This window comes from Brevibacterium senegalense, assembly GCF_000285835.1.
Lineage (GTDB): Bacteria > Actinomycetota > Actinomycetes > Actinomycetales > Brevibacteriaceae > Brevibacterium > Brevibacterium senegalense.
On the sequence record NZ_HE978608.1, the window covers coordinates 44,795 to 67,473 of the forward strand.

General features: G+C 70.4%; 20 protein-coding genes. 10 read left to right on the forward strand and 10 right to left on the reverse strand.

From position 1 onward, the window contains the following. The first annotated feature begins 194 nt into the window (after window positions 1-194). Complete coding sequence (locus HGBR_RS13590; protein ID WP_019159895.1) at window positions 195-1,853, forward strand: PucR family transcriptional regulator; 1,659 nt, start codon at window positions 195-197, stop codon at window positions 1,851-1,853. A gap of 75 nt (window positions 1,854-1,928) precedes the next feature. On the opposite strand, the gene HGBR_RS18090 is transcribed toward HGBR_RS13590, so the two are convergent. Then, complete coding sequence (locus HGBR_RS18090) at window positions 1,929-2,768, reverse strand: hypothetical protein (RefSeq protein WP_019159896.1); 840 nt, start codon at window positions 2,766-2,768, stop codon at window positions 1,929-1,931. Window positions 2,769-2,970: 202 nt separating this feature from the next. On the opposite strand from HGBR_RS18090, the gene HGBR_RS13600 reads away from it, so the two are divergent. From HGBR_RS13600 to HGBR_RS13610, 3 genes are all read left to right on the forward strand, one after another. Beyond that, entirely contained in the window at window positions 2,971-3,510 is a 540-nt protein-coding gene (locus HGBR_RS13600; protein WP_019159897.1) for a peptidylprolyl isomerase, read from the forward strand. After that, window positions 3,507-4,199 (forward strand): rhomboid family intramembrane serine protease, encoded by a 693-nt coding sequence (locus tag HGBR_RS13605; RefSeq protein WP_019159898.1) that lies wholly within the window; start codon window positions 3,507-3,509, stop codon window positions 4,197-4,199. The genes HGBR_RS13600 and HGBR_RS13605 overlap by 4 nt, the downstream gene beginning before the upstream one ends. A gap of 98 nt (window positions 4,200-4,297) precedes the next feature. Next, window positions 4,298-5,482: a pyridoxal phosphate-dependent aminotransferase gene (locus HGBR_RS13610; protein ID WP_019159899.1), complete on the forward strand. Its 1,185-nt coding sequence runs from the start codon at window positions 4,298-4,300 to the stop codon at window positions 5,480-5,482. Between the two features lie 225 nt (window positions 5,483-5,707). On the opposite strand, the gene yczE is transcribed toward HGBR_RS13610, so the two are convergent. After that, a complete protein-coding gene (gene yczE / locus HGBR_RS18095; RefSeq protein WP_019159900.1) occupies window positions 5,708-6,361 on the reverse strand; it encodes a membrane protein YczE in 654 nt (217 codons plus the stop codon). Between the two features lie 46 nt (window positions 6,362-6,407). After that, a complete protein-coding gene (locus HGBR_RS20450) occupies window positions 6,408-7,109 on the reverse strand; it encodes a cell division protein CrgA (RefSeq protein WP_019159901.1) in 702 nt (233 codons plus the stop codon). A gap of 244 nt (window positions 7,110-7,353) precedes the next feature. On the opposite strand from HGBR_RS20450, the gene HGBR_RS13625 reads away from it, so the two are divergent. The 6 genes from HGBR_RS13625 (at window position 7,354) to HGBR_RS19060 (ending at window position 13,417) form a co-directional block, all read left to right on the forward strand. After that, a complete protein-coding gene (locus tag HGBR_RS13625) occupies window positions 7,354-8,622 on the forward strand; it encodes a class E sortase (RefSeq protein WP_019159902.1) in 1,269 nt (422 codons plus the stop codon). Continuing rightward, window positions 8,622-8,786, forward strand: coding sequence for a hypothetical protein (locus tag HGBR_RS20400; RefSeq protein WP_019159903.1), 165 nt, complete (start codon window positions 8,622-8,624; stop codon window positions 8,784-8,786). The genes HGBR_RS13625 and HGBR_RS20400 overlap by 1 nt, the downstream gene beginning before the upstream one ends. Beyond that, window positions 8,786-9,433: an anthranilate synthase component II gene (locus HGBR_RS13635; protein ID WP_019159904.1), complete on the forward strand. Its 648-nt coding sequence runs from the start codon at window positions 8,786-8,788 to the stop codon at window positions 9,431-9,433. Before HGBR_RS20400 ends, HGBR_RS13635 begins: the two co-directional genes overlap by 1 nt. A 192-nt stretch (window positions 9,434-9,625) precedes the next feature. Next, entirely contained in the window at window positions 9,626-10,396 is a 771-nt protein-coding gene (locus tag HGBR_RS13640) for a MerR family transcriptional regulator (RefSeq protein ID WP_245533350.1), read from the forward strand. 206 nt (window positions 10,397-10,602) lie between these two features. Next, complete coding sequence (locus tag HGBR_RS13645; protein WP_019159906.1) at window positions 10,603-11,922, forward strand: acyl-CoA dehydrogenase family protein; 1,320 nt, start codon at window positions 10,603-10,605, stop codon at window positions 11,920-11,922. A gap of 40 nt (window positions 11,923-11,962) precedes the next feature. Next, window positions 11,963-13,417 (forward strand): phosphotransferase, encoded by a 1,455-nt coding sequence (locus HGBR_RS19060; RefSeq protein WP_019159907.1) that lies wholly within the window; start codon window positions 11,963-11,965, stop codon window positions 13,415-13,417. Between the two features lie 136 nt (window positions 13,418-13,553). Here HGBR_RS19060 and pknB read toward each other — a convergent pair whose 3' ends face one another. The 7 genes from pknB to HGBR_RS18105 all read right to left on the reverse strand — a co-directional run. Continuing rightward, window positions 13,554-15,488, reverse strand: a complete 1,935-nt coding sequence (gene pknB, locus HGBR_RS13655; protein ID WP_019159908.1) for a Stk1 family PASTA domain-containing Ser/Thr kinase — start codon at window positions 15,486-15,488, stop codon at window positions 13,554-13,556. Continuing rightward, entirely contained in the window at window positions 15,488-17,266 is a 1,779-nt protein-coding gene (locus tag HGBR_RS13660; RefSeq protein WP_026077603.1) for a protein kinase domain-containing protein, read from the reverse strand. Before HGBR_RS13660 ends, pknB begins: the two co-directional genes overlap by 1 nt. Further along, window positions 17,263-18,732, reverse strand: a complete 1,470-nt coding sequence (locus tag HGBR_RS13665; protein WP_019159909.1) for a peptidoglycan D,D-transpeptidase FtsI family protein — start codon at window positions 18,730-18,732, stop codon at window positions 17,263-17,265. The genes HGBR_RS13660 and HGBR_RS13665 overlap by 4 nt, the downstream gene beginning before the upstream one ends. Beyond that, complete coding sequence (locus HGBR_RS13670) at window positions 18,729-20,258, reverse strand: FtsW/RodA/SpoVE family cell cycle protein (protein WP_019159910.1); 1,530 nt, start codon at window positions 20,256-20,258, stop codon at window positions 18,729-18,731. Before HGBR_RS13670 ends, HGBR_RS13665 begins: the two co-directional genes overlap by 4 nt. A gap of 76 nt (window positions 20,259-20,334) precedes the next feature. Continuing rightward, entirely contained in the window at window positions 20,335-21,894 is a 1,560-nt protein-coding gene (locus HGBR_RS13675; RefSeq protein ID WP_019159911.1) for a PP2C family protein-serine/threonine phosphatase, read from the reverse strand. Further along, window positions 21,891-22,403: an FHA domain-containing protein FhaB/FipA gene (locus HGBR_RS13680; protein ID WP_019159912.1), complete on the reverse strand. Its 513-nt coding sequence runs from the start codon at window positions 22,401-22,403 to the stop codon at window positions 21,891-21,893. Before HGBR_RS13680 ends, HGBR_RS13675 begins: the two co-directional genes overlap by 4 nt. Further along, a partial coding sequence (locus HGBR_RS18105) for an FHA domain-containing protein (RefSeq protein ID WP_019159913.1) occupies window positions 22,396-22,679 on the reverse strand: 284 nt, incomplete at its 5' end. The genes HGBR_RS13680 and HGBR_RS18105, both read right to left, overlap by 8 nt.

Here is a 22,679-nt window from a genome sequence, read left to right on the forward strand (position 1 = left end):
TCCCTTCGGAGGACGATCGGATACGACGGTGCTGATCCGATGCTGGACACCTGTGGGAGTGGGGTCTCCCGCAGGGCCGGCGGGCGTCTGTGTCCGCCGGTGCTCCCCTCCAGTGTGGGTGGTCGTGGTCACGGCGGCCAGTGTCAGAGTGTCACGCTGGTCCGCATTGAGCTGACGGACTGTAAGATCGAGGAATGGAGTCGCAGATCACCCGGTCCGAGTCCCGCGCGGACGCCGTCCCCGCCCCCGTCACCGTCCGCTCGATCCTCCACCTCGACGAGATCCGCGGCGCCCGTCCCCAGGTGCTGAGCGGGTCCGCGCGCCTGGGGGATCCGGTGCGCTGGGTGCACATCGCGGAGACGGACGAGGTGCCCTCGCTGCTGGAGGGCGGCGAGCTCATCCTCAGCAGCGGCACGCGCTTCCGCCGGTCCGTCACCCGCACCCGCGACTTCCTCACCCGCCTGGACGCGGCGGGGGCTGCGGGCTTCATCATCGAGATCGTCGACGAGGCTGGCCAGACGTCCGAGGCGGACCGCGCGCTCCTCATCGAGGCGGTCGCCGGCCTCGAGCTGCCCGTCATCGTCCTGGCCGCCCGCGCCCGCTACGTCCGCGTCACCCAGGCCGCCCACCGCCTGCTCATCGGCGAGCAGCTGGCCCGCGTCGAGCGCGCCCGCCACGTGCACGACGTCTTCACGGACCTGAGCCTGCGCGGTGCCGACGAGCAGCTCATCGTCGACACGACCGCCGGGCTCCTGGGCAGCGGCGTCGTCCTGGAGGACGCGACCCACCGCGTGCTCGCCTTCAACGCGGCGGATGACTCCCCGCGCACCCTGCTGGACGGCTGGCCCCGCACCGGCAGCCGGCAGGTGGCCGTGGGGATGCGAGGCCGCCGCTGGGGCCGCCTCGTCGCCCCCTTCGCGGATCCGGACGACGACCACGCCGGCGAGGTCCTCGAGCGCGCCGGCCAGGCCATCACCCTCGTGCGGATGTCGACGCAGAACGAGCGCGACGCCCATCAGCGCGCTGCGGACGCGCTCATCCACGAGCTCCTGAGCGGCACGGACTTGTCCGAGGACGACGCACTGGTTCGCGCCCGCAACCTGGGGCTGGCGGACACGGGCCTCCTCACTCCCATCGCGATCCGTACCGCCGCCGAGGCCCCGGCTGGCTCCGATGTCGACCTCACCGCCGCGCAGCTGACGGAGCAGGCACTGCGGAGTGAACTGGTGGCGGCAGCGGAGGCGGAGGGGGCCTCGGCGATCGTGGGCGGAAAACGGGCGGGGATGCTGGTGGGCCTCGTGTGCGTGGGGCGGGGTGCCGGCAGGCGCGAGGACGACGGCGAGGTCGACCACGTCCTGACCCGGATGTTCGAACGGCTCGCGGATGCCGTGTCCGTCGAGCACACGGTGGGGGCCGGCGGTGCGCACGACTCGCTGCTGGACGCCGGGCGGGAGCTGGAGCAGGCCGCGCAGGTCGCAGACATCGTCGCGACCATGTCCGTGCGGAGCCGCCCGTTCCACCGGTTCGCGGATGTGCGACTGCGCGGGCTGGTCGCCGTACTGCGGGACGACCCGCGCATGCGCACGTTCGCTGAAGCGGAGCTGGGGGAGCTGTTGGGCGACGAGGCGGGGGACGCGGGAGTGCGCCGTGGGCCCACGGACCTCGAGGTGCTGGAGGCGCTCCTGCAGGAGGGCGGCGGCAAGACCGGGGCGGCGCGGGCGCTGGGGCTCAGCCGGCCTGCGGTCTACGCGCGCACGCAGCGGTTGGAGGAGCGGCTGGGGGTCTCGCTGGAGGACGCCGAGTCCCGCACCGCACTCCACACCGCGCTCCTGTGGTGGCGGACGGCCCGCTGAGACGCGCATCGGCACCGGGGAGCGGGTCCCCGGCGCCGATGCGCGTGCGTGCGGCCGGTCAGCCGCTGCGGTGTGTCAGGCGGTGGGCTTGTCGCCGCCCTCGGTGTCGTCGCTGCCCTCGACCTCGACGCCCTCGGCCTTCGCGTTGTCGACCGCTGCGGCGGGGACCGGCACCTGGCTGGTGACCGACTGCGCGGGGGACTGCTCCGAGCGCGGGGTGGAGCCCACCGGGCGCGCATCAGCCGGACGGTTGCCGGGCAGCGGCGTCGACCACGGGTCCTCGACCGGGCGGAGACGGCGCGCCACGGCGAACGCGATCGCGCCGGCGCCCACGACGCCCAGGCCCACCCAGAACCAGGTGGCGCCGCTGGTCTTCTTCTGCGCCGTGCGCTTCTCGATGTCCTTGCCGGCCTGCTTGAGCGCCTTGCGTGCCTTCTTCATGGCCTTCTTGTCGCCGGTGATCCGCACGACCGCGTCCTCGAGCCCCTTGGGGGTCTGCTTCGCGGCCAGCACTCCGGCCAGGGACGCCGCGGTGGCGCCCGCCTTCTCCGCAGCGTCGCGGCCGCGCTTCTCCGCGGAGTCCGCCTGATCGCGCAGCGCGGGTGCGAGGCGGGAGTCGTACTCCTTCCCCGCTGCATCGCGCGCGTCCTCGAACCGCGACTTCGCGTCGTTCAGCACGCTCTCGACGTGCGGGCGGACCGATTCCGCCGCGTTCTGCAGACGCTCACTCGCCTCGCGGATCCGGGGGGCGGCGGCATCCGACGCCTCATGGATCCACTCGTTGGCGCGCTCGAGGTACGGGCCGGAGGCTTCCAGGGCCTGCGCCGACGATTCGCGGACCGCATCGCTCACTGACTGCAGCGTCTCGCCCACCTCGTCGATGAATGTCTTCGGCTGTGACCTCTTCTTGAACATCTCACCCTCCGTGGTGTCGGCTGCTCGTGGGTCCCGGTGCCCGTGGGGCCCGGGGCCGCGTCGTCGCTCACCAGTCTATGGGGTCGGTCGGACGCGGCAGGGAGGGGAGACCCCGAATTCGCAACACTATGTGCGTACTGACAACTTTCACACGGGCCGACCGACGGTGCCCGTGTCCGGCTCTCGTGGAACAATGGGCGCCATGACTGTTTCGACTGGCAAGGCCATCCTGCACACCAACAAGGGCGACATCACGATCGAGCTCTTCGGGCACCACGCGCCCAAGACGGTCGCGAACTTCACGGGTCTCGCGAAGGGCGAGAAGGAGTTCGTGGATGAGAAGACCGGTGAGAAGAAGACGCAGCCGTACTTCGACGGCCTGGGCTTCCACCGCATCATCAAGGAGTTCATGATCCAGGGCGGTTGCCCGCTGGGCACCGGCACCGGCGGCCCCGGCTACACCTTCGACGACGAGATCCACCCGGAGCTCCAGTTCGACCGCCCCTACCTGCTGGCGATGGCGAACGCCGGAACGCGCGGCGGCAAGGGCACCAACGGTTCGCAGTTCTTCATCTCGACGATCCCCACCCCGTGGCTCAACGGCAAGCACACGATCTTCGGCGAGGTCGTCGACGAGGACTCGAAGAAGGTCGTCGACGCGATCGAGGCCGTCCCCACCGGCGCGATGGACCGCCCCAAGGAGCCCGTCGTCATGGAGTCCGTGGAGATCATCGAGGCGTGACACCGCCCTCCCCGCCTCCCGCCGGACGCCGCATCCCCGGGCTGCTGGCGGGAGTGCCCGTCACACAGGCCATCGTCATCGCGACGGTGGCCTGTTGGCTTGTCGACCTCATCCCCGGCCTGGAGCTGGGGCGCCTCCTGGGCTTCACACCGTTCCTGGCCGCCGTCGAACCCTGGCGCGCACTCACCGTCATGCTCGTCCACGCGGACGTCATGCACCTGCTCTTCAACATGATCGGAGTCCTGCTGTTCGGCGGCTTCGTCGAGCGGGCGCTGGGCCACGCCCGGTACCTCCTGGTCTACGTGCTGTCCGGACTGGGCGGATCCGCGGCGGTGCTGCTGCTGTCCGCACCGTTCGATCCCAGTTGGAACACGCTGCACGTGGGTGCCTCGGGCGCGCTGTTCGGTCTTCTGGGTGTCGTCCTCACGCCCACCCGGGCCCTCGACCGGAACTGGGGCGGTGCGGCCGTGTTCCTCGTCATCAACGTGATCTACGGCTTCGTGGCCCCGGGCATCTCGTGGGAGTCCCACGCGGGCGGTCTGGTCGTGGGCTTCGCCCTGGGATGTGCGGCCCTGCTGCCGGGCCTGCGGTCGCGGCTCTGGTTCTGGATCGCCGCCGGCATCCTCGTCGCGACGATGGTCCTGGCAGCGATGCCGGGGCTGCGGGCATCCGCGCTCATGGCGGGATGACAACGCCCGCGGCTGGCTGACCCGCCTGCCATGACCGGGGTTCACGTCCCCTATCGTGTGCGCTGAGGAGCCGCCCTCGCACCGATGAAGGAGTACCGATGACGCACGACGCGCCCGCAGTCCCCAGCGCCTCCCGGACCGCGCAGGACTATCCGGTCAGCGCCATCCGGACGGTCTCGGAACGGGCCGCTGTGATCGACGGAGTTGCGATCCTGACGCTGGGCGAACCGGACTTCGACACCCCTCCCCACGTCATCGAGGCGGCGATCGAGTCGATGCGCGCGGGTGAGACCCGCTACACCCCCAACGCGGGGATCCCGGAGCTGCGCGAGGCCATCGCACAGGTCTACACGCAGCGGTGGGGTCGCGAGGTCGGACCGGAAAACGTTGTGGTGACCGTGGGCGGGCAGGAGGGGATGTTCCTCGCGCTGCGCACCGCGGTGGATGCGGGCGACGACGTGCTCGTGACGGACCCCGCGTACGCGAACTACAAGGGGCAGATCCACCTCATGGGTGCGAACGCCGTCGACGTGCCGCTCACGGAGGACAACGGCTTCATCGTGACCGCCGCGCAGGTGGAGGACGCGCTGACGCCCCGCACCCGGGCCCTCATGCTCAACTCGCCGGCCAACCCGCTGGGCGCGGTCGTGCCGGAGGAGGAGCTGGTCGCGATCGCGGAGCTCGCCCGGAAGCACGACTTCATCGTCATCTCCGACGAGGTCTACGAGCACATCGTCCACGACGGGGTCCGCCACGTCTCGATCGCACAGGCGGTCCCGGACTTCCAGCACGTCCTCATGGTGGGCTCGCTGTCGAAGTCGTACGCGATGACCGGCTGGCGGGTGGGCTATATCATCGGGCCGGAGCACCTGCTGGCGACGACGATCGTCATGAAGGAGGGCGTCACCTCCTGTTCGCCCGCGTTCGTGCAGAAGGCGGCGGTCGCCGCACTGACCGGACCGCAGGATGCGCTCACGGCGATGATCGCCACCTACCGCTCGCGCAGGGACCTCATCGTCGACGGCCTCTCCGCGATCCCGGGCGTCACGTGCACGGGGGCGGACGGTGCGTTCTACGTGTTCGCGGACATCAGCGCCTCAGGACTCACGAGCGATGCGTTCGTGGAGCGGCTGCTGGTCGACCATCGGGTCGCGGTGATACCGGGGACCGCCTTCGGGGCGCACGGCGAGGGCTTCGTCCGGCTGTCCTACGCGGCGGACGAGGAGACGATCCGGCGGGGGATCGACGGGATCGCGGAGCTCATGGCGTCTGCGCGCGACTGAGTCGCCGGACGCGACCGGGCCTCCGTGCGCGACCGGGTCTTCACACGATCGATCGCTGCGCTGAGGGGTGCACTGATCGACTCTGCGCTACGGCGCAGGCAGGTTGTCCCCAGCGTTGTCCACAGCCGTGGATAGAACGACAACGATGTGATTCCGCTGGTCACGAAGGTATTTCGAAGAGCGGAATCCTGCGATGTGCGGACATCCGGTCAGGTGTGTGGATACTCAACTCCCCTTGCGCGGGGTGTTGGGGCCCAGCAGCCGGGCCGCCAGTCCCAGGAAGTACTGCGTGATGTAGCCGATCCCCAGCGCGAACACGATCGTGCCCACGCCGAACGTGCCGCCCAGCACCACGCCCACGATGAGCACGCTGATCTCCACGATGAGGCGCATCGCCCAGACGGGCCGGCCGGTGCGCTCGACGAGGCCTGTCATGAGGCCGTCGCGCGGGCCCGGTCCGAAGCTGGGGATGATGTAGAGGACCGTCGCGATGCCGTTGAGTACGATCCCGCACACCAGCAGGATGATCCGCACCGCCATCGAGTCCTGGTCCGGGACGACCGCCATCGTGAGGTCCATGAAGACGCCCACGAGGATCGCGTTCGACACGGTGCCCAGTCCGGGGCGCTGCCGCAGCGGGATCCACAGCAGCAGGATGAGGAACGACACGATGATCGCGACGACCCCCACGGAGATGGGGATGCCGATCGCATCCAGTCGCAGTGCGGCGCCCTCGTGGAGGACGTCCCACGGGAAGTTGCCCAGGCGCGACTCGATGACGAGCCCCGCGGACATGCCGAAGAGGAAGAGCCCGCCGTAGAGGCTGAGGAGCCGGATCCAGAGGGGGTGCCCGCCCAGCAGCTTGAAGTCCGCTGCCATCGTCAGCCGCGCCGTGGTGTCGCGGAGTCGGCGACCGGCAGGCGCGTCACCGCCATCTGGTCGACATCACGAGACCCGCGACGAGGATCGCGAAGCCCACACCCAGGTTCCAGTAGCCCCACGCCTCGACGGGCAGCGAGCCGCTGGACAGGTAGAAGGTCACCAGCCACGCCAGCCCCACCAGCAGGACCGTCACCATGGTGGGGACGAACCAGCGGCCGTTGGGCTTGATGGTCTGAGCGCCGGGCGTGCTCGTGTATGACGCGGTCTTGCGCGTCGAGGCGCGCTTCGCGGGATTGCCGGACTTCGCGTCCTTCTTCGAGGAGCCCTTCGCGCTGTCCTTCGTCGAGGAGTCGGTCGAGTCCGCGGCCTTCCGATTGCGGCCCGCGGGCTTCTTCGCGGCGGCGGTGTCCTTGCCCTTCGCGGAGGACTTCGCAGAGTCCTTCGACGTCGAGGAGTCCTTTTTCGCGGGGTCCTTCGTGGGGGCCGCGGCCGCCGCGGCGGAGTCCTCGTCGGTGCCATCGGAGCCTGTTGCGTCGTCGACGATCAGCTCGTCCTCGTCCAGCACGACGTCCTCCACATCGGAGGTGCCGTCGGAGACCACGGTGACGTCGACCTCGGCGGCGGTGTCCGCATCCACAGCATCCGTCCCGACGGCGTCGTCCTGGGCGTCCGTGACGGGGGAGTCCGGCTGTGCGTCGGCCGCGTCGGTCTGGCGCGTCCGGTTCGTGCGATTCGGCTTGGCCACGTCTCTCCTCGGGCGGTCGGCTGCAGTCCGACCGTAGTGCTGTCGCAGGTTCTGCTGTGCCAGAGCACGGCTCTGAGCGATGATCAGGGGTCAGTCTAGTCTTCCCGGGTGCCGACTGCGCACAGGCGCGTACGTGAGCGTCTATCATGAGCGAGGTGCCGCCGCGTGCAGGACAGCGCGGGCAGGCGGCCCGGAGCATCGCCGTGCAGGGAGAGACGCTGGAGGGACGACGGTGGACCAGCCGATGACGAGGCGCGAACGCCGCGAACGCGAGCGCGCCGCCGAGGCTGCCGCGCGCGCCCAGTCAGGTGGCTCCGAGGGCGCGGGACCGCGCTCCGGCGCACCGCAGCAGGGGCAGGCGCCGCAGCACTCGCAGTCGGACTGGCACGCACCGGCGCGGCCGGCTCAGGCGTCCCAGCCTTCCCAAGCCGCGCAGCAGCAGAGCGCGTGGAACTCCCAGCCGCAGCAGCCGCAGTCCGCCGCGTCCCGGCCTGTCATCCGACCGGCGTCGCGGACGCAGTCGCGCGTGGGCTCGGGTCCCAGCCACCAGCCGTCCCACACGCAGCAGACCGGCGCGCAGTCCGCCGGCGCGTACCCGGCATCCGGGCGGCAGACGTTCCTCAGCCCGCCCGCGGACTCCCCGGCCCACTCCCAGCCCGGCGCGGGGGCGACGCAGGCGATGCCGGTGACGACGGCCTCGGCGGCGGCTGCCGGGACTGCCACGGCCGGCCGGGGCGGCGGCGGTGCCAAGCGGACGAACCGGAAGCGGCAGACCGAGTACGAGCCGCTGGGACCGGTCCGCGGGACCATCCGCGCGTTCGGCGAGCTGTGCATCACCGCCGGCCTCATCCTCATCCTCTTCGTCGTCTGGCAGCTGTGGTGGACGGACATCGCGGCGAACAAGGACAACGAGGTGCTGGCGGACCAGCTCATCACGGAATGGCAGGACAACCCCGCCAACGAGCTGCCCGACGACCCGGACACCCCGTACGTGGCGGAGCCGGTCGACGAGAACACCGGCTTCGGCATCATGTATGTGCCGCGGTTCGGGGAGGACTACTACCGGACGGTGGCCGAAGGCGTCTCGATGGAGCCCGTCCTCAACCGGATGGGCGTGGGCCGGTACCCCAGCTCCGCGATGCCGGGCGAGGTGGGCAACTTCGCGATCGCCGGCCACCGCGTCACGTACGGCAAGCCGCTCAACCAGATCCACCAGCTGCGGCCGGGGGACGAGATCGTCGTGCAGACGAACGACGGCTTCTACACGTACACGTTCCGCAACTTCGAGATCGTGCTGCCGGATGCCACCGATGTCCTCGCCGCCGTGCCCACCCTGCCGGACTACAAGGGCAAGGACCGCATCATGACGCTCACCGCGTGCAACCCGATGTTCTCCGCCCGCGAGCGCTACGTCGCCTACGCGGAGCTCACTGACTGGACGCCCGCCGGCGACGAGGCGCCCGCGGCGATCGCGGACACGTCCGCCTACGAGACGGTGGGAGGTCAGGCCTGATGTACGCACTGCTGTGGCGGGCCCTGCCGGGGAACTGGTTCGTGAAGCTGCTCATCTGCCTCGTGCTCATCGCGGCGGCGGTCTACGTGCTCATGGAGTACGTGTTCCCCGTCATCGCGCCCCACATGCCGTTCAACGACGCGACGATCGAGGAGGGCGGCTGATGCCTGCGCGGATCCTCGTCATCGACAACTACGACAGCTTCGTCTACACGCTGGTCAGCTACGTCGAGGAGCTGGGTGCCACGACGACGGTCGTCCGGAACGATGCGGTCACCGACGCCGAGGCCGTGGCTTTGCTGGCAGAGCACGACGGGGTCCTGCTGTCGCCGGGTCCGGGGGTGCCGGCGGACTCCGGTGTGTGCCCCGCGCTCATCCGGGCGGCGGTGGAGACGGACACCGCGCTGTTCGGTGTGTGCCTGGGGCACCAGGCGCTGGGCGAGGTGTTCGGGGCGACGGTGTCGCACTCGCCGGTCCTCATGCACGGGAAGACCTCGCTCGTGGAGCATGAGGGGGCCGGCGTCTTCGCCGGCTGCCGCAGCCCGCTCACCGCGACCCGGTATCACTCGCTGGCGATCGTCGACGACACGATCGACACGGACGTCTTCGAGGTGACCGCGCAGACCCAGGACGGGATCGTCATGGGCATCCAGCACCGCTCAGCACCCGTGGCCGGCGTGCAGTTCCACCCGGAGTCCGTCCTCACCCAGGACGGCTACCTCATGGTGGGCAATTTCCTGGCCATGGCGGGCATGCCCGAGGCCGTCGAGGCCGCTCGCGGTCGCACCCCGGTGGTCTCCGCCCAGGTGTGAGGGGACGGGGCGCTGGGCCAGCACCGGTCATTCCACCCCCAGATCGCGACACGCCGAGTGCGTGTTCGGCGGGACCCGGCGGGCCGGTGCCCGTCGAACATCGAGGTGGGGCCTCGGTGATGATCGGTCGGCATCTTCAGCGGGGTTCTTGACCTTGACACTGTGTGAAGCGGTGAGGTGGGGATCGACAAGTTGAGCATCGGAGAGATCGCGCACAGCACCGGTGTCTCGCGGCGCATGCTGCGGCACTGGGAGAGCGAGGGACTGCTGACGCCGGCGGTCGTCGATCCCGTGACCGGGTATCGGCACTTCCGGGACAGCCAACTCGGGCGCGTGCGGGCCATCGCGGAACTGCGCGCACTGGGGTTCGGCCTGGCAGAGATCGGGCGACTGCTCGATCCGCAGATCGAGCAACCCACGCTGGAATCGCTTCTGGCACGTCAGGTGGATGTCCTCGAGCGGGAGATCTCCGAGGCCTCGACACGTCTGGTCCACGTCCAGCGCCGGCTGGACACCATCAGAAGCAAGACTGTGGAGATCATCATGAATCTGTCCCTCACCACCCTGCCCCGCCTGGAACTCCAGGGGCTCCGCACCACTGTCCATGACGAGACTGAGATCGGTCAGGCGGTCAGCGACCTGTGTCGTCGGCTGCCGCAGGCTGACGGAGATTTCGTGCTGCTGTACGACGGTACGCACGATGACCGGATCACGGTCTCCGCCGGGACCGTTGCCCGTGCCGAGTCCGAGGCGGTGCCTGCAGAGCTCGAACCGATCGTCGCGCCGGAGATCCCGGCGGGCGTCGCGGTCGCGTTCGACGAGCGCCCGGCGAGCATCGCGGACGCCTGGGTCCTCATCGAGACCGAGCTGGAGAAGCAGGGCCTCACGAGCTTCGGGCTCTACCGGCAGGTCGACGGCCCGACGGGCGTGGTGCTCCAGGCCCCAGTGCGCGAGCGCCGCTGAGCGGATCGCGGTCGCCGGAGGGGGCCGGCGCGGATCACCTGTTGAGTGTGGGGATCCTCGCCGGCCTTGTCCAGTCCGCCCCGTCCGGATAGCGTGCCAGGTACCACGCGCTGATCAGGTGATCAGCCGCGCGTGTCCGATGTCCGCTCCGGACGGTCGGACGCACTGGTTCTCAACGACGAGACGCCGGCAGAGGAGCCGCTTCCATGACACGTCCGCCGCATACGTTCGCACCCCTGCACGAGATCCCGGAGTACCTCACCGCCTTCCTCTCCGACCTCGACGCGTTCATCGAGGCGCAGATCCGACCGCTGGAGCAGCAGGACGACAACATCCGGTTCTTCGACCACCGGCGGGAGGACGCCCGAACGGACTGGGACCGCGGCGGCCTGCCTGACCGGGAGTGGGAGGAGCTTCTGGCAGAGGCGCGGCGTCGAGCGGATGCCGCGGGGTTCTTCCGCTATCAGCTGCCGGAGCAGTACGGCGGACGAAACGGGTCGATCTACGACATGGCGGTCATCCGCGAGCACCTGGCCGTCCAGGGGCTGGGTCTGCACAACGATCTGCAGAATGAGCACTCCGTCGTGGGCAACAACGTGGGCCTCCTCCTCATGGTCGAGTACGGGACGCCGGAGCAGCAGGCGGAGTGGATCGAGCCGCTGGCATCTGGCGAGAGGTCGTTCGCGTTCGGGATCACGGAACCGGCGCACGGGTCGGACGCCACGCATATGGAGACGACCGCACGGCCGGACGGCGACGACTGGATCATCAACGGGGAGAAGACGTGGAACACGGGCATCCACACGGCGACCCACGACCTCGTGTTCGCGCGGACCACCGGTGAGGCCGGCGACGGGGAGGGGATCACGTGCTTCCTCGTCCCCACGGATTCTGCGGGCTTCGAGATCAAGGAGTTCCTCTGGACGTTCAACATGCCCACGGACCACGCGCACGTGGGGTTCACGGACGTGCGTGTGCCCGGTTCGGCCGTGTTCGGCGAGGTGGGGCGGGGACTGCAGGTCGTCCAGCATTTCTTCAATGAGAACCGGATCCGCCAGGCGGCCGCGAGTCTGGGCGCCGCGCAGTACTGCATCGACCGGGCGGTCGCCTACGCGGGTGAGCGCCGTCCGTTCGGAAAGCCGCTGGCCGCGAACCAGGGCATCCAGTTCCCGCTCGTCGAGCTGCAGACCGAGGCCGCGATGCTGCGGGCGCTCATCCGTCAGACGACGTGGGACATGGACACGAAGGGGGCGTTCTCCGCCTCGCAGCAGGTCTCGATGTGCAACTATCGGGCGAATCGCCTGTGCTGCGATGCGGCGGATCAGGCGATGCAGGTGTTCGGCGGGCTGGGGTACTCGCGGCACGAGCCCTTCGAGCACATCTACCGCCACCACCGTCGCTACCGGATCACCGAGGGTGCGGACGAGATCCAGATGAGGCGGGTCGCCGGCTACATGTTCGGCTTCATGCGGCAGCGCTCGCCGAAGGGTGTCGCGGAGGCGGCAACGGCAGGGCAGGACGGGTGAGTGTTGTGAGCACGAAACCCCTCGCAGACGAGGCGCGGTCGTGACCGGGGCCATCGCCTGCCCGGATGACGGGACCGCAGGCGGCGGGGCACCGGGGTCGCCGCACCTGCGTCGCCTTGTGGCGGGTGTCCTGGGCGAGGGGGAGATCAGCGCTGTCCATCCGGTGACGGCCGGCGCGAGCAAGGAGATCGACCTCATCGACTACGTGCCCGCGGGCGGAGACGGAACGCCGTCGACGGTCGTGCTCCGGGCGGAGCCGTCGTCCGGCGCTGATGCGGATGGCATGCTCCGCGAGGCCGCACTGCTGACCGGCGCGGCGGAGCGCGGAGTCCCCGTGCCCCGCGTGCTGGCCGCGGGACGTGGGGGAGACGACTATCCCGTGCCCTACGTGCTCACGACCTTCGTCGCGGGGGAGTCTCTGGCTCCCCGCTTGCTGCGTCGGTTCGCGAACGAGGGTGGGGGTGAGGACTTCGTCCGTGAACTGGGCGGCCATCTCGCCCGGATCCATGCGATGGCGGTGCCGGACCTCATCGACCCGGCAGGCACGGACGAGCACGCGGACTGGCACGAGCGCTATCGCGCACTGGGCGTGGACTCCGCCGCCTTCGAATGGGCTTTCCGGTGGCTGGAGGATAACAGGCCGTCGGAGATCGACCGCACCCTGGTGCACGGTGACTTCAGACTGGGGAACCTCATGGTGGACTCCGGGCGGGTGACGGGTGTCCTCGACTGGGAGCTGTCCCACGTGGGCGACCCCCGCGAGGACCTGGGCTGGCTCTGCGCACCGCCGTGGCGGTTCCGCAGTCTGCATCCCGTGGCCGGGATCGGCTCGCGGGAGGCGCTGCTGCAGGGGTACCGGAACGGCGGAGGACAGTCCTTCGACCCTGCTGACCTGCGATGGTGGGAGGTGCTTTCCACGGTGAAGTGGGGCGTCATGTGCCTGGGCCGAGGTCGGGAAGCGGCGGAGGGCGCAGATCGTCGGCTCGAAATCGCCCTCATCGGCCGACGGTTCGCGGAGTGCGAGTACGACGTGCTGAGGCAGCTGGGCTCCGACACGATCGAGGCGCGCTACGCGACGGCACGGCAGGTGGTGGACGAGTCGAAGGTGAGCCGTCCGGTACGGACCGACCTCGTGGGTGGAGTGGAAGAGGACGGTGCCGCGGACACGGACCCGACGGTCCCGCAGGCGGGCCTCATCGAGGAGGCGCTCCTCGAGTCGATGGGGAGCGCCTACGAGGGGCGCCTGCAGGCCGCCGCGCTCAGGACGCTGCTGCGGGAGGCGTGTGCCGGTGAGACGCTGCGAGAGGAGGATCGCGCTGCGCTCGCCCGCGCGGGGCACGCGTCCGAGAGTGCGCTCGCGACATCGATCCGCGGCGGATCGAAGCGGCTGCGGACGGCGGGGTCCCACCTGACGGAGGAGGAGCGGAACGCCGTCGAGCAGGTCGTCTGCACGCGGCTGGCCCTCGCCAATCCCGCATACCTGCCGCGCACGTAGGCGTGTCGGGGGAGGACGCGTCTGGTGCTGGACGTCTCCGCTTCAACGGTTCGTTCGATGGACGACGAACCTTCGTCGTCCATCGAACGAACAGTGTGAGGCAGGGGGCTACTCGAGCGAGCAGCCCCGCCCGTCCTCAGCTCAGGCGGTCGAGGAGCAGACGGGTCCACTCGCTGAACACGCTACCGCCGAAGCCGCGGTTGTCGCCGTTGTTCCCGTTGCCGTTCCCGTTGCCGTTCCCGTTGCCGTTCCCGTTGTTCCCATCGCCGTTGTCGTCGCCCGGGACCTCCGGGGGGTCGACCGTGAAGCCGGGGCTGGGGAACGTGGGGGACTGCGACGGCGGCTCGGTCGCAACCGTGATCGTCACCGTCGCACCCTGCTCCACGTCCGTGCCGGCGGAGGCGTTCTGCTCGAACACCTGGCCCGCCTCGTGGTCAGCGGTCTCCTCCTCCTCGACGGAGCAGGACAGCTGGTAGGCGTCGCCCTCGAGCGTCGAGCACGCCTCCTCCCGGGACATGCCGGTCACATCCGGCACCTCCACCTGACCGGAGGACAGCACCAGGTCGACGTTCGAATCCCGCGCGACCTCCGTGCCCGCACCGGGACGGGTCTCCATGACCTCGCCCGCGGGCACGTCCGGCGAGTTCTCCTCGATGTTCGACCCCGCGGTCAGCCCCGCGTCGCCGATCTTCTGCCGGGCCAGCGATTCCGTGTCGCCCTCGACGTCCGGCACCTCGACGCTGTCCGGACCCGTCGACACCATCATCGTGATGCGGTCGCCCTCCGACACCTGCGCGCCGGCGGTCGGATCCGTCTCGACCACGTTGCCCTCGTCGATCTCGTCGGACGCCGTCATCTCGCGACCCACGACCAGACCCAGGCCCTCGAGGTACGTCTCCGCCTCGTTCGCCTCACGGTCTGACATGTCCTCGAGCGCGAAGGTCGTGACCTCCGGCTCCGAGTTCATCGTGTAGATCCACAGGCCCAGGCCGGCCAGCACGAGTGCGAGGAGGGCACCGCCCACCCACACCCAGGTGCGGGACTTCTTCTCCTCTTCCTCCTGCTGCTCCTCCTCGATCGCGCCCAGCATGCCGGTGTGCGCACCCACGGGTGCGGCCTGCTGGTCGACGGCCTGGGTGGGAGCGGGCTCCGCCCATCCGGCGGCCGGGGCGGACGCCAGCAGCTGCGTCGACGCAGCGTCTCCGTCCAGGCTGAGCGGTCGCCCGTCACGAGCGGCCAGCGCATCCTCGCGGAACGTGTGCGCGTCCTGGTACCGGGTGTCGCGGTGCTTGTCGAGCCCGTGCATGACGAGGCGGTCGACCGCCGGGGGGATCGACGGCACCAGCGTCGACGGCGCGGCGGGCTGCTCGCCCACATGCTGGTAGGCGACCGCCAGCTGCGAGTCGCCCACGAACGGCGGACGCCCGGTCAGCAGTTCGTACAGCAGACATGCGGTCGAGTACAGGTCGGAGCGCGCGTCGACGACCTCGCCGCGCGCCTGCTCCGGCGACAGGTACTGCGCGGTGCCCACGACGGACTGCGTCTGCGTGAGCTGACCCGTGTCCTCGAGCGCGCGGGCGATCCCGAAGTCCATGACCTTGATGTCGCCGTCGGGCGTCAGCATGACGTTCGCGGGCTTGATGTCGCGGTGGACGATGCCGTTGCGGTGGCTGTACTCCAGCGGCGCCAGCACCCCGGCGGTCACGTCGAGGGCCTCCTGCACCGTAAGCGGCCCGTGCTCGCCCAGCACCTGCCGCAGCGTCTGCCCCTCGACGTACTCCATGACGATGAACGGGACGGTGATGACGCCGCCGCCGGGTTCCGGGAACTGCTGCTCGCCGGAGTCGTACACGGACACGATGCCGTGGTGGTTGAGGCTCGCAGCGGACTGCGCCTCGCGCTCCAGACGCGCGTGGAAGCTGGGATCACGGGCCAGATCGGAACGCAGGAGCTTGATCGCGACGCGACGTCCCAGCCGCGTGTCGACGCCCTCGTGGACCTCGGCCATGCCGCCGCGGCCGATCACCCTGCGGATCTCGTATCGATCCGCCAGTCTGCGCACCTGATCCATCATTCGCCTCCGTTCGTGGAGTCGACCTGCTCGCTCAGACCGCCGAGGCCGCCCTCACTGCCGCCAGAGCCAGAGCCGGAGTCGTCGCCTTCGCCGCCGCCGTTGCCGCCGCCCCCGCTCTGGTCGTCGTCGCCGGTCCCGTCGCCGTCCTCATTGCCGCCGCCACCGTTCTGGCTGTCGTCGCCGCCGGAGTCGCCACCCTGGTCTGAGCCGTCGTCCTGACCGGAGCCGTCGCCGGAGCCGGACCCGTCGTCGCTGCCGGACCCACTGTCCGAACCGGACCCGTCATCGGAGCCCGAGCCCTGTCCGGAGTCCTGCCCGGAGTCCTCGTCCGAGCCGGAGTCGTCCTGCGTGTCCTCCTGCGGCACCTCGGCCGGACCGGTCGAGATCTCGATCGTGACGGTGTCGCCCTCCTGGAAGTCGTACCCGTTGTTGCCGGAGCGCACGTCTGCGACGGTGCCGGCGGCGCGGTCGGACTCGACCTCCACGGCGCTCACCTCGAGGCCCAGCTGCTCCAGGTTGCGCGTCGCGGACGCCTCCGACTGCCCGATGTACGCGGTCGGATCGATCGTGATCGTCGCGTCCTCCTCCGTCACCTCCGCCGTGGGGGTGCCGGTGGGCTGCGGGTCCGGGTCGCCGGATCCGCCGAAGAAGATCCACAGCACCCACGCGAGGCCCGCGATGACGAGCGCGACGAGCACGCCGATCGCCACCTTCGCGCCGGTGCTCATCGTCCCCTCGTCGGCCTCGTCGAGGTCGCCGTCCGGGTCCTGCTGCTGGGGCAGCGTCGCGGTCGCCGGCGCGGTCGCCGGCGCCGCCCCCGAGGCCTCGGACTGGTCCATGACCCGTGTCCCGTCGGCAGCCGGCTGGTTGAAGGCACGGGTGACGGCCTCGTGGGCCGACGCAGCGGCAGCCGCACCCGCGATCATCTGCGGGACCGCGGCCTCGGCGGCGGCGACGTCACCGGCGCGCAGGGCGCGGGCGGCGGTCGCAAGAGCCTCACCGGACTCCGGCCGCAGCTCCTGCTTCTTCGACAGCAGGCTGTCCACGAGCCGGCGGATGGGCTCGGAGACCGTGGTGGGCAGCTCCGGTGGAGCGGTGTTGACCTGCGCGATCGCGATCGCGACCTGCGAGTCGCCCGTGAACGGACGACGACCGGCCAGCGCCTCATACATGATGATGCCCAGCGAGTACAGGTCCGACTTGGGCGTCGAGCCCTTGCCGGTCGCCTGCTCCGGTGCCAGGTACTGGGCGGTGCCCATGACCTGTCCCGTCTTGGTGAGGGGCGCCTGATCCGTCACACGGGCGATCCCGAAGTCCGTGAGCTTCACGCGGAAGTCCGGGGTCACGAGGATGTTGCCCGGCTTCACGTCGCGGTGCACGACGCCGGACCGGTGCGCGGCCCCCAGGGCCTCTGCGGACTGCGCGGTCAGCTCCAGCACGTCCGCCTCCGGCAGGACCACGTTGCGGTCGATGAGCGAGGACAGCGGTTCACCCGGCACGTACTCCATGACGAGGTACGGGGAGCCCGTCTCCTCGCCGTAGTCGTAGACGGCGGCGATCCCCGGGTGCGACACGGCGCCCATGCTGCGGGCCTCCGCCCGGAAGCGGTCGAGGAAGCCCTGGTCGGACAGGTACTCCTCCTTGAGGATCTTCGCGGCGACCTCGCGGTCGATGACGCTGTCGCGGCCCTTCCAGACCTCGCCCATGCCGCCCACGGCGATGCGGCTGATGAGCTCGTAGCGCCCTCCCAGCACGGTTCCCGGCTGTGGCCTCATCCGTTGATCACCGCTTCCATGACCTGCTTCGCGATCGGCCCGGCGACCCGGGCACCTGATGCTTCATTGCCTGCGCTGCCGCCGCTCTCCACCACGACTGCGACCGCGATGTCCTGCTCGTCCGTCGACGCGAACGAGGTGAACCACGCGTGCGGGGCGGCGCCCTCCGCGTGCTGCGCCGTGCCGGTCTTGCCGCCCACGGTCGCCCCGGAGATCTGCGCGACCGTGCCGGTCCCGCTCTGCACCTGTTCGACCATCATGTCGTTCAGCTGCGAGGCGGTGTCGGAGCTGACGGCCCGCGACAGCTCATCGGGCTTCATCTGCGAGAGCGTGTCGAGGGTCCGCGAGTTGCGGACGTTGTCGATCAGCTGCGGTTCCATGACCACACCGTCGTTCGCGACGGCGGCGGAGACCATCGCCATCTGCAGCGGGGTGGCGCGGACCTCGTACTGCCCCAGCGCGGACTGCGCCGTCTGGGGAGCGTTCAGGTCCGTGGGGAACGAGGACGGCGTCACCTGCAGTGGGATCGTCATGTCCTCGCTGAAGCCGAACTTGCGGGCCTGCTCCTCCAGAGCGTCGCCGCCCACGTCCATGCCCAGCTGGGCGAAGGACGTGTTGCAGGAGATGGCGAGCGACTGCTGGAGGGTGACGCGGTCGCCGGACCCGCAGGAACCGCCGCCGGAGTTGCGGATCGTCGCCGAGGTCTCCGGCAGATCCAGCTCCGCCGGACCGTCCAGCTCCGAGTCCTTCGTGTACTCGCCGGACTCGATCGCGGCCGCGGCCGTGATGATCTTGAACGTGGATCCCGGCGGGTACAGATTGCCGCCGATCGCCCGGTTGAACGCCGGGTTGTCCTCGTCCGCGATGAGCGACTCGTACGCCTCCTGCGCCTGCGCGGAGTCGTGGGTCGCCAGCGCGTTGGGGTCCCAGCCCGGGGTCGAGGCCAGTGCCAGGACGGCGCCGGTGCGGGCGTCGATCGCGGCGACCGCGCCCTTCTGCCCGCCCAGGCCCTGCCAGGCGGCGTTCTGCGCGGCGGGGTCGATCGTGAGCTCGACGGCCGCGCCCATGGGCTGCTCGCCGGTGAAGACGGAGCGCACCTTGTCGTAGAACAGGGCGTCGTCCGTGCCGTTCAGCAGCGTGTTCTCCGTCCGCTCCAGGCCGCTGGCGCCGGAGACCACGGAGAAGAAGCCGGTGAGTCCCGCGTACTGCTCCGCGGGCAGCCCGTCCGCGCCGTACGTGCGCTGGAACTCGTACGTCGAGTCCGTGGGCACGGAGTAGGCGACGGGGGTGCCGTCGACCAGGATGGGGCCGCGCTCGCGCGAGATCTCGTTGATGAACGTGCGGTTGTTGAGCTCGTTCTCATTCAGCGCCTGGGCACTGAAGAACTGGACGTTGCTGGTCGAGGCGAAGAGCAGTGCGAACATCACGAAGCCCACGACCGCGACATGGCGGAGTGCCTTGTTCATGCGTGACCTCCTTCGTCCGGACGCACAGCGGGACGCACCTCGGTGGGCGCGTCGTCGTCCGGGGAGGCGCCGCCGGCTGCGGGCGCGGGGATCGCGGGGCGCGCGGAGCCCGAGGCCGCGGAGGCGGTGCCGGAGGAGGCGTCCTCGTCGTCGTCCTGCGCGAACGTGGGCAGGACGCCGGTGGCGAACTCCTCCTGCGGGCGCCGCGCGTTGTCGCTGATGCGCAGCAGCAGTCCGATGATGATCCAGTTGGCCACGAGCGAGCTGCCGCCGGCTGCCAGGAACGGCGTGGTGAGTCCCGTGAGCGGGATGAGGCGGGTGACGCCGCCGATCACGATGAAGCACTGGAGTGCGATCGTGAAGCTGATGCCCGCGGCGAAGAGGGTGCCGAACCCGTCCTTCGCGGCGGTGGCGATCTTCATGCCGCGCTCGAAGAGGACGACGTAGAGCAGCAGGATCGCGAAGAGGCCGATCATGCCGAGCTCCTCGCCCAGCGAGGCGAAGATGAAGTCCGAGTCCGCGTACGGCACGACGTGCGGGCGGCCCTCGCCCAGGCCGTTGCCCACGAGGCCGCCGTCGGACATGCCGAACATGCCCTGGACCAGCTGGTACGAGCCGCCGGGCGTCTTGTTGTACTCCTCCGGGGTGAGCGCGCCCAGCCACCCGTCGATGCGCTGCTGCACGTGCGAGAAGAGCTGGGAGGCGACGACCGCGCCCGCGGCGAACATGCCCAGGCCCAGGAAGATCCACGTCTTCTTCGCCGTCGCGACGTAGAGCATCGCGACGAAGAGGCCGAAGTACAGGAGCGAGGTGCCCAGGTCGCGCTGGAACACGAGGATGCCCACGCTCGCCACCCAGGCGACCAGGATGGGGCCCATGTCGCGCAGGCGGGGGAACCGGATGCCCAGGATCTTGGGGCCGGCCAGCACCATCTGGTCGCGGTAGGCGACGAGGTAGCCGGCGAAGAAGATCGCCAGCAGGATCTTCGCGATCTCGCCCGGCTGGAACGACATGGGGCCCAGGAAGATCCAGATGCGCGCGCCGTTGACCGTCCGGCCCAGCCCGGGGACGAGCGGCAGGAGCAGGAGGAGCAGAGCGGCCAGCCCGGCCGTGTACGTGTAGCGGCGCAGCAGCCGGTGGTCGCGCAGGAAGACGATGACGAGCGCCGCGAGCACGGTGCCCAGCGTCATCCAGATGAGCTGCGAGTTCGCGGCACCGGTCTCCAGCGCGATGTCGATCCGGTAGATCATCGCGAGGCCGATGCCGTTGAGCAGCACGGCGATGGGGACGAGGATCGGGTCCGCGTACGAGGCGCGCCACCACACGATGATGTGCAGGCCGATCCCCAGAGCGGCCAACCACGCGGTGTACGAGTAGACGTTGGCCGGGATCTCGTCCTGGGTGCCCACGCCCACGAGCGTGTAGGCGCCCGCGGAGATGACCACCGCGAGGAGGATCAGCAGGAGTTCGGAGACGCGGTGCTTCCGGGGTCCGCGGAGAGCGCCGGACGGGGAAGGCGTCGTCATCCGCTGCCCTCTCCGCGCGAGATGGACGCACCTGCCGGGGAGGCCGACGGAGCGGACTCGTCCGCCACGCCTCCGCTCACGCCGCCCTCGGACGGGGAGGGGAGGGCGCCGGGTCCGCTCCGTTCTGATCCGCGGACCCACCGGCCGTCGAGGCCGAATTGCGGGTGGCCTCGACACGCAGCGTGTCGACGACTGCCAGGGCGGCATCATACGAATCCGCGGGGATCGTCGCATCGAGCCTCTGCTGCGAGAACGTCGACAGATCCGTGACCTGGACCTCCGTCGTCTCCGACAGGGAGGACATGCTGATGGGGCCCAGCGACTGGGGGAGCCCCTGGTAGACCGCGACCGAGCCCTGGGACGCGGCGACGTAGTACTGGGACTGCACGTAGCGCCAGCCGAAGAGGCCCGCGGCCGCGAGCGCGAGGACGACGATGACGGAGACGATGATCGGCACCCACGGGCGCCGGCGGGGCTCCTCGCCCCAGTCCGCCAGGTCCGCGTCCTCGTCCCAGTGGTCGTCCTCGCGCACGGCGGACCGGGCCGTCCGGGGAGGTGCGGCGTCCTCGTCGTCGACCGGGACCTCGGCGGTGTCCTGCTGGGCGGCGGCATCGTGCCGATTCGCGGCGTCGGGGCGGGGGATCGCGGTGTCCGCGTCCGAGGACGGGGCGACCCCGGCCTCGGGGGCCAGCGGATCCGGCAGGGGCTGGGTGTCGTTGTCGTCCAGCGGGGCGGTGGGTGTGTCGACCTCGTCGAAGACGACGTCCATCTGGCTGGTGCTGACGGTCGTCTGGTCCGCGCCGCCCAGCAGCGCGTAGGACGGGTTGATGCGGACGGAGCCCACGGCCTCGCCGAAGTCGTCCAGGTCGTGGTCCGCGTCCGGCTCCAGCACATCGCCCACCACGACGGTGACGTTGTCGCCGCCGCCGCCGGCCAGGGCCAGCTCGATGAGGCGCTCGCACGCGTCGCCCGGGTCCTCGATCGTCGCGAGGGCCTCGTGGATGTCGTCGAGCGAGGCGAAGCCGGTGAGGCCGTCCGAGCACAGCATCCAGCGGTCGCCGGGCACGGCCTCGTGGAAGGACAGGTCGAGCTCCGGGGCGGAGCCCACATCGCCCAGCACGCGCATGACGACACTGCGCTGCGGGTGGGTGTCCGCCTCCTCCGGCGTGATGCGGCCCTCGTCGACGAGCATCTGGACGAAGGTGTGGTCGTGCGTCACCTGCGTGAGCTCGCCCTTGTGCAGGTTGTAGGCGCGGGAGTCGCCGATGTGGGCGAGCGCCAGCTGGTCCCCGGACTGCAGCAGCGCGGTGACGGTCGTGCCCATGCCGGCGAGCTCCGCCTGCTCTGTGACAGCGCGGCCGATCTGGTCGTTCGCGGCGAGGATCGCGCGCTTGAGGTCGTCGAGCACCCGGCCGTCGCGGTCCGGCTCGTCGAGGAACGTGAGCCGGCTGACCGTGATCGCAGAGGCGACATCACCGCCCGCGTGACCGCCCATGCCGTCCGCGATGAGGAGGAGATGGGCGCCCGCGTAGCCCGAGTCCTGGTTGTTCTTCCGCACCTGCCCCGTGTCGGAGCGCGCGGCGAACCGGAAGGTCGGCACGCCAGCGTGGGGGGAAGCGGTGCTGGAGGATGTCACGCGCGCAGCTCCATCGTCGTGTGGCCGATCGTGATCGGCATGCCGGGTGTGATGCGGGTGGGCTGTGTGAGCCGCGCGTTCCCCACGTACGTCCCGTTGGTCGACCCCGTGTCCTCGACGACCCAGGCGCCGGCCTGCGGATAGACGCGGGCGTGGTGCGAGGAGGCGAAATCGTCCTCGATCACGAAGCCGCAGTCCTCCGCCCGCCCGATCGTCAGCTGGCCGGCGGACAGGAGCAGCGAGAAGCCGGACTGCCGGCCCGAGGTGACGACGAGGGTGGGCGAGGAGCCGTACGCGGCCTGGCCGGAGGACGCGGGCTGGGAGCCGGCGCCCATCTGCGCGGCGACCGGGGCCTCGGCGGCGGCGCGTCCGCGCCTGCGGGCACCCCGGTTGCGGGCGACGCGGGGACCGAACAGGTCCTGGCGCAGGACTCCCGCGACGAGGAACACGAAGAGCCAGAGGAGGCCGAACAGCGCGAAGCGCAGCACGGTGACGGTGAACTCACTCACGGAAGCTGCCTGCCTCGGAGTAGGTGACGGGGGTGTCGCCGGCGGTGAGCACAGTGCCCTCCGAGAGCGAGACGGAATCGATGGGGCGGCCGTCCAGCAGCGTGCCGTTCGTGGAGCCCAGGTCCGTCGCGACCGCGTGGTCGTGGGAGACGGTGATCTCGAAGTGGCGGCGGGACATGCCGGGATCGTCGATGACGACGTCCGCGCTGTTGGCGGACCGGCCGAAGACGGTGGTGCCCGGCTGCAGGCGGTGGACCACGCCCTGGATCAGGACGG

Excerpts from the sequence above, each read along its gene's own strand:
- HGBR_RS13600 (WP_019159897.1), top strand. The coding sequence starts at position 2,971 with ATGACTGTTTCGACTGGCAAGGCCATCCTGCACACCAACAAGGGCGAC.
- pknB (WP_019159908.1), bottom strand. The coding sequence starts at position 15,488 with ATGGATCAGGTGCGCAGACTGGCGGATCGATACGAGATCCGCAGGGTG.
- yczE (WP_019159900.1), bottom strand. The coding sequence starts at position 6,361 with ATGGCAGCGGACTTCAAGCTGCTGGGCGGGCACCCCCTCTGGATCCGG.
- HGBR_RS20400 (WP_019159903.1), top strand. The coding sequence starts at position 8,622 with ATGTACGCACTGCTGTGGCGGGCCCTGCCGGGGAACTGGTTCGTGAAG.
- HGBR_RS13660 (WP_026077603.1), bottom strand. The coding sequence starts at position 17,266 with ATGAGGCCACAGCCGGGAACCGTGCTGGGAGGGCGCTACGAGCTCATC.
- HGBR_RS13590 (WP_019159895.1), top strand. The coding sequence starts at position 195 with ATGGAGTCGCAGATCACCCGGTCCGAGTCCCGCGCGGACGCCGTCCCC.
- HGBR_RS13665 (WP_019159909.1), bottom strand. The coding sequence starts at position 18,732 with ATGAACAAGGCACTCCGCCATGTCGCGGTCGTGGGCTTCGTGATGTTC.
- HGBR_RS13670 (WP_019159910.1), bottom strand. The coding sequence starts at position 20,258 with ATGACGACGCCTTCCCCGTCCGGCGCTCTCCGCGGACCCCGGAAGCAC.
- HGBR_RS13645 (WP_019159906.1), top strand. The coding sequence starts at position 10,603 with ATGACACGTCCGCCGCATACGTTCGCACCCCTGCACGAGATCCCGGAG.
- HGBR_RS13625 (WP_019159902.1), top strand. The coding sequence starts at position 7,354 with ATGACGAGGCGCGAACGCCGCGAACGCGAGCGCGCCGCCGAGGCTGCC.
- HGBR_RS13635 (WP_019159904.1), top strand. The coding sequence starts at position 8,786 with ATGCCTGCGCGGATCCTCGTCATCGACAACTACGACAGCTTCGTCTAC.
- HGBR_RS13610 (WP_019159899.1), top strand. The coding sequence starts at position 4,298 with ATGACGCACGACGCGCCCGCAGTCCCCAGCGCCTCCCGGACCGCGCAG.
- HGBR_RS18090 (WP_019159896.1), bottom strand. The coding sequence starts at position 2,768 with ATGTTCAAGAAGAGGTCACAGCCGAAGACATTCATCGACGAGGTGGGC.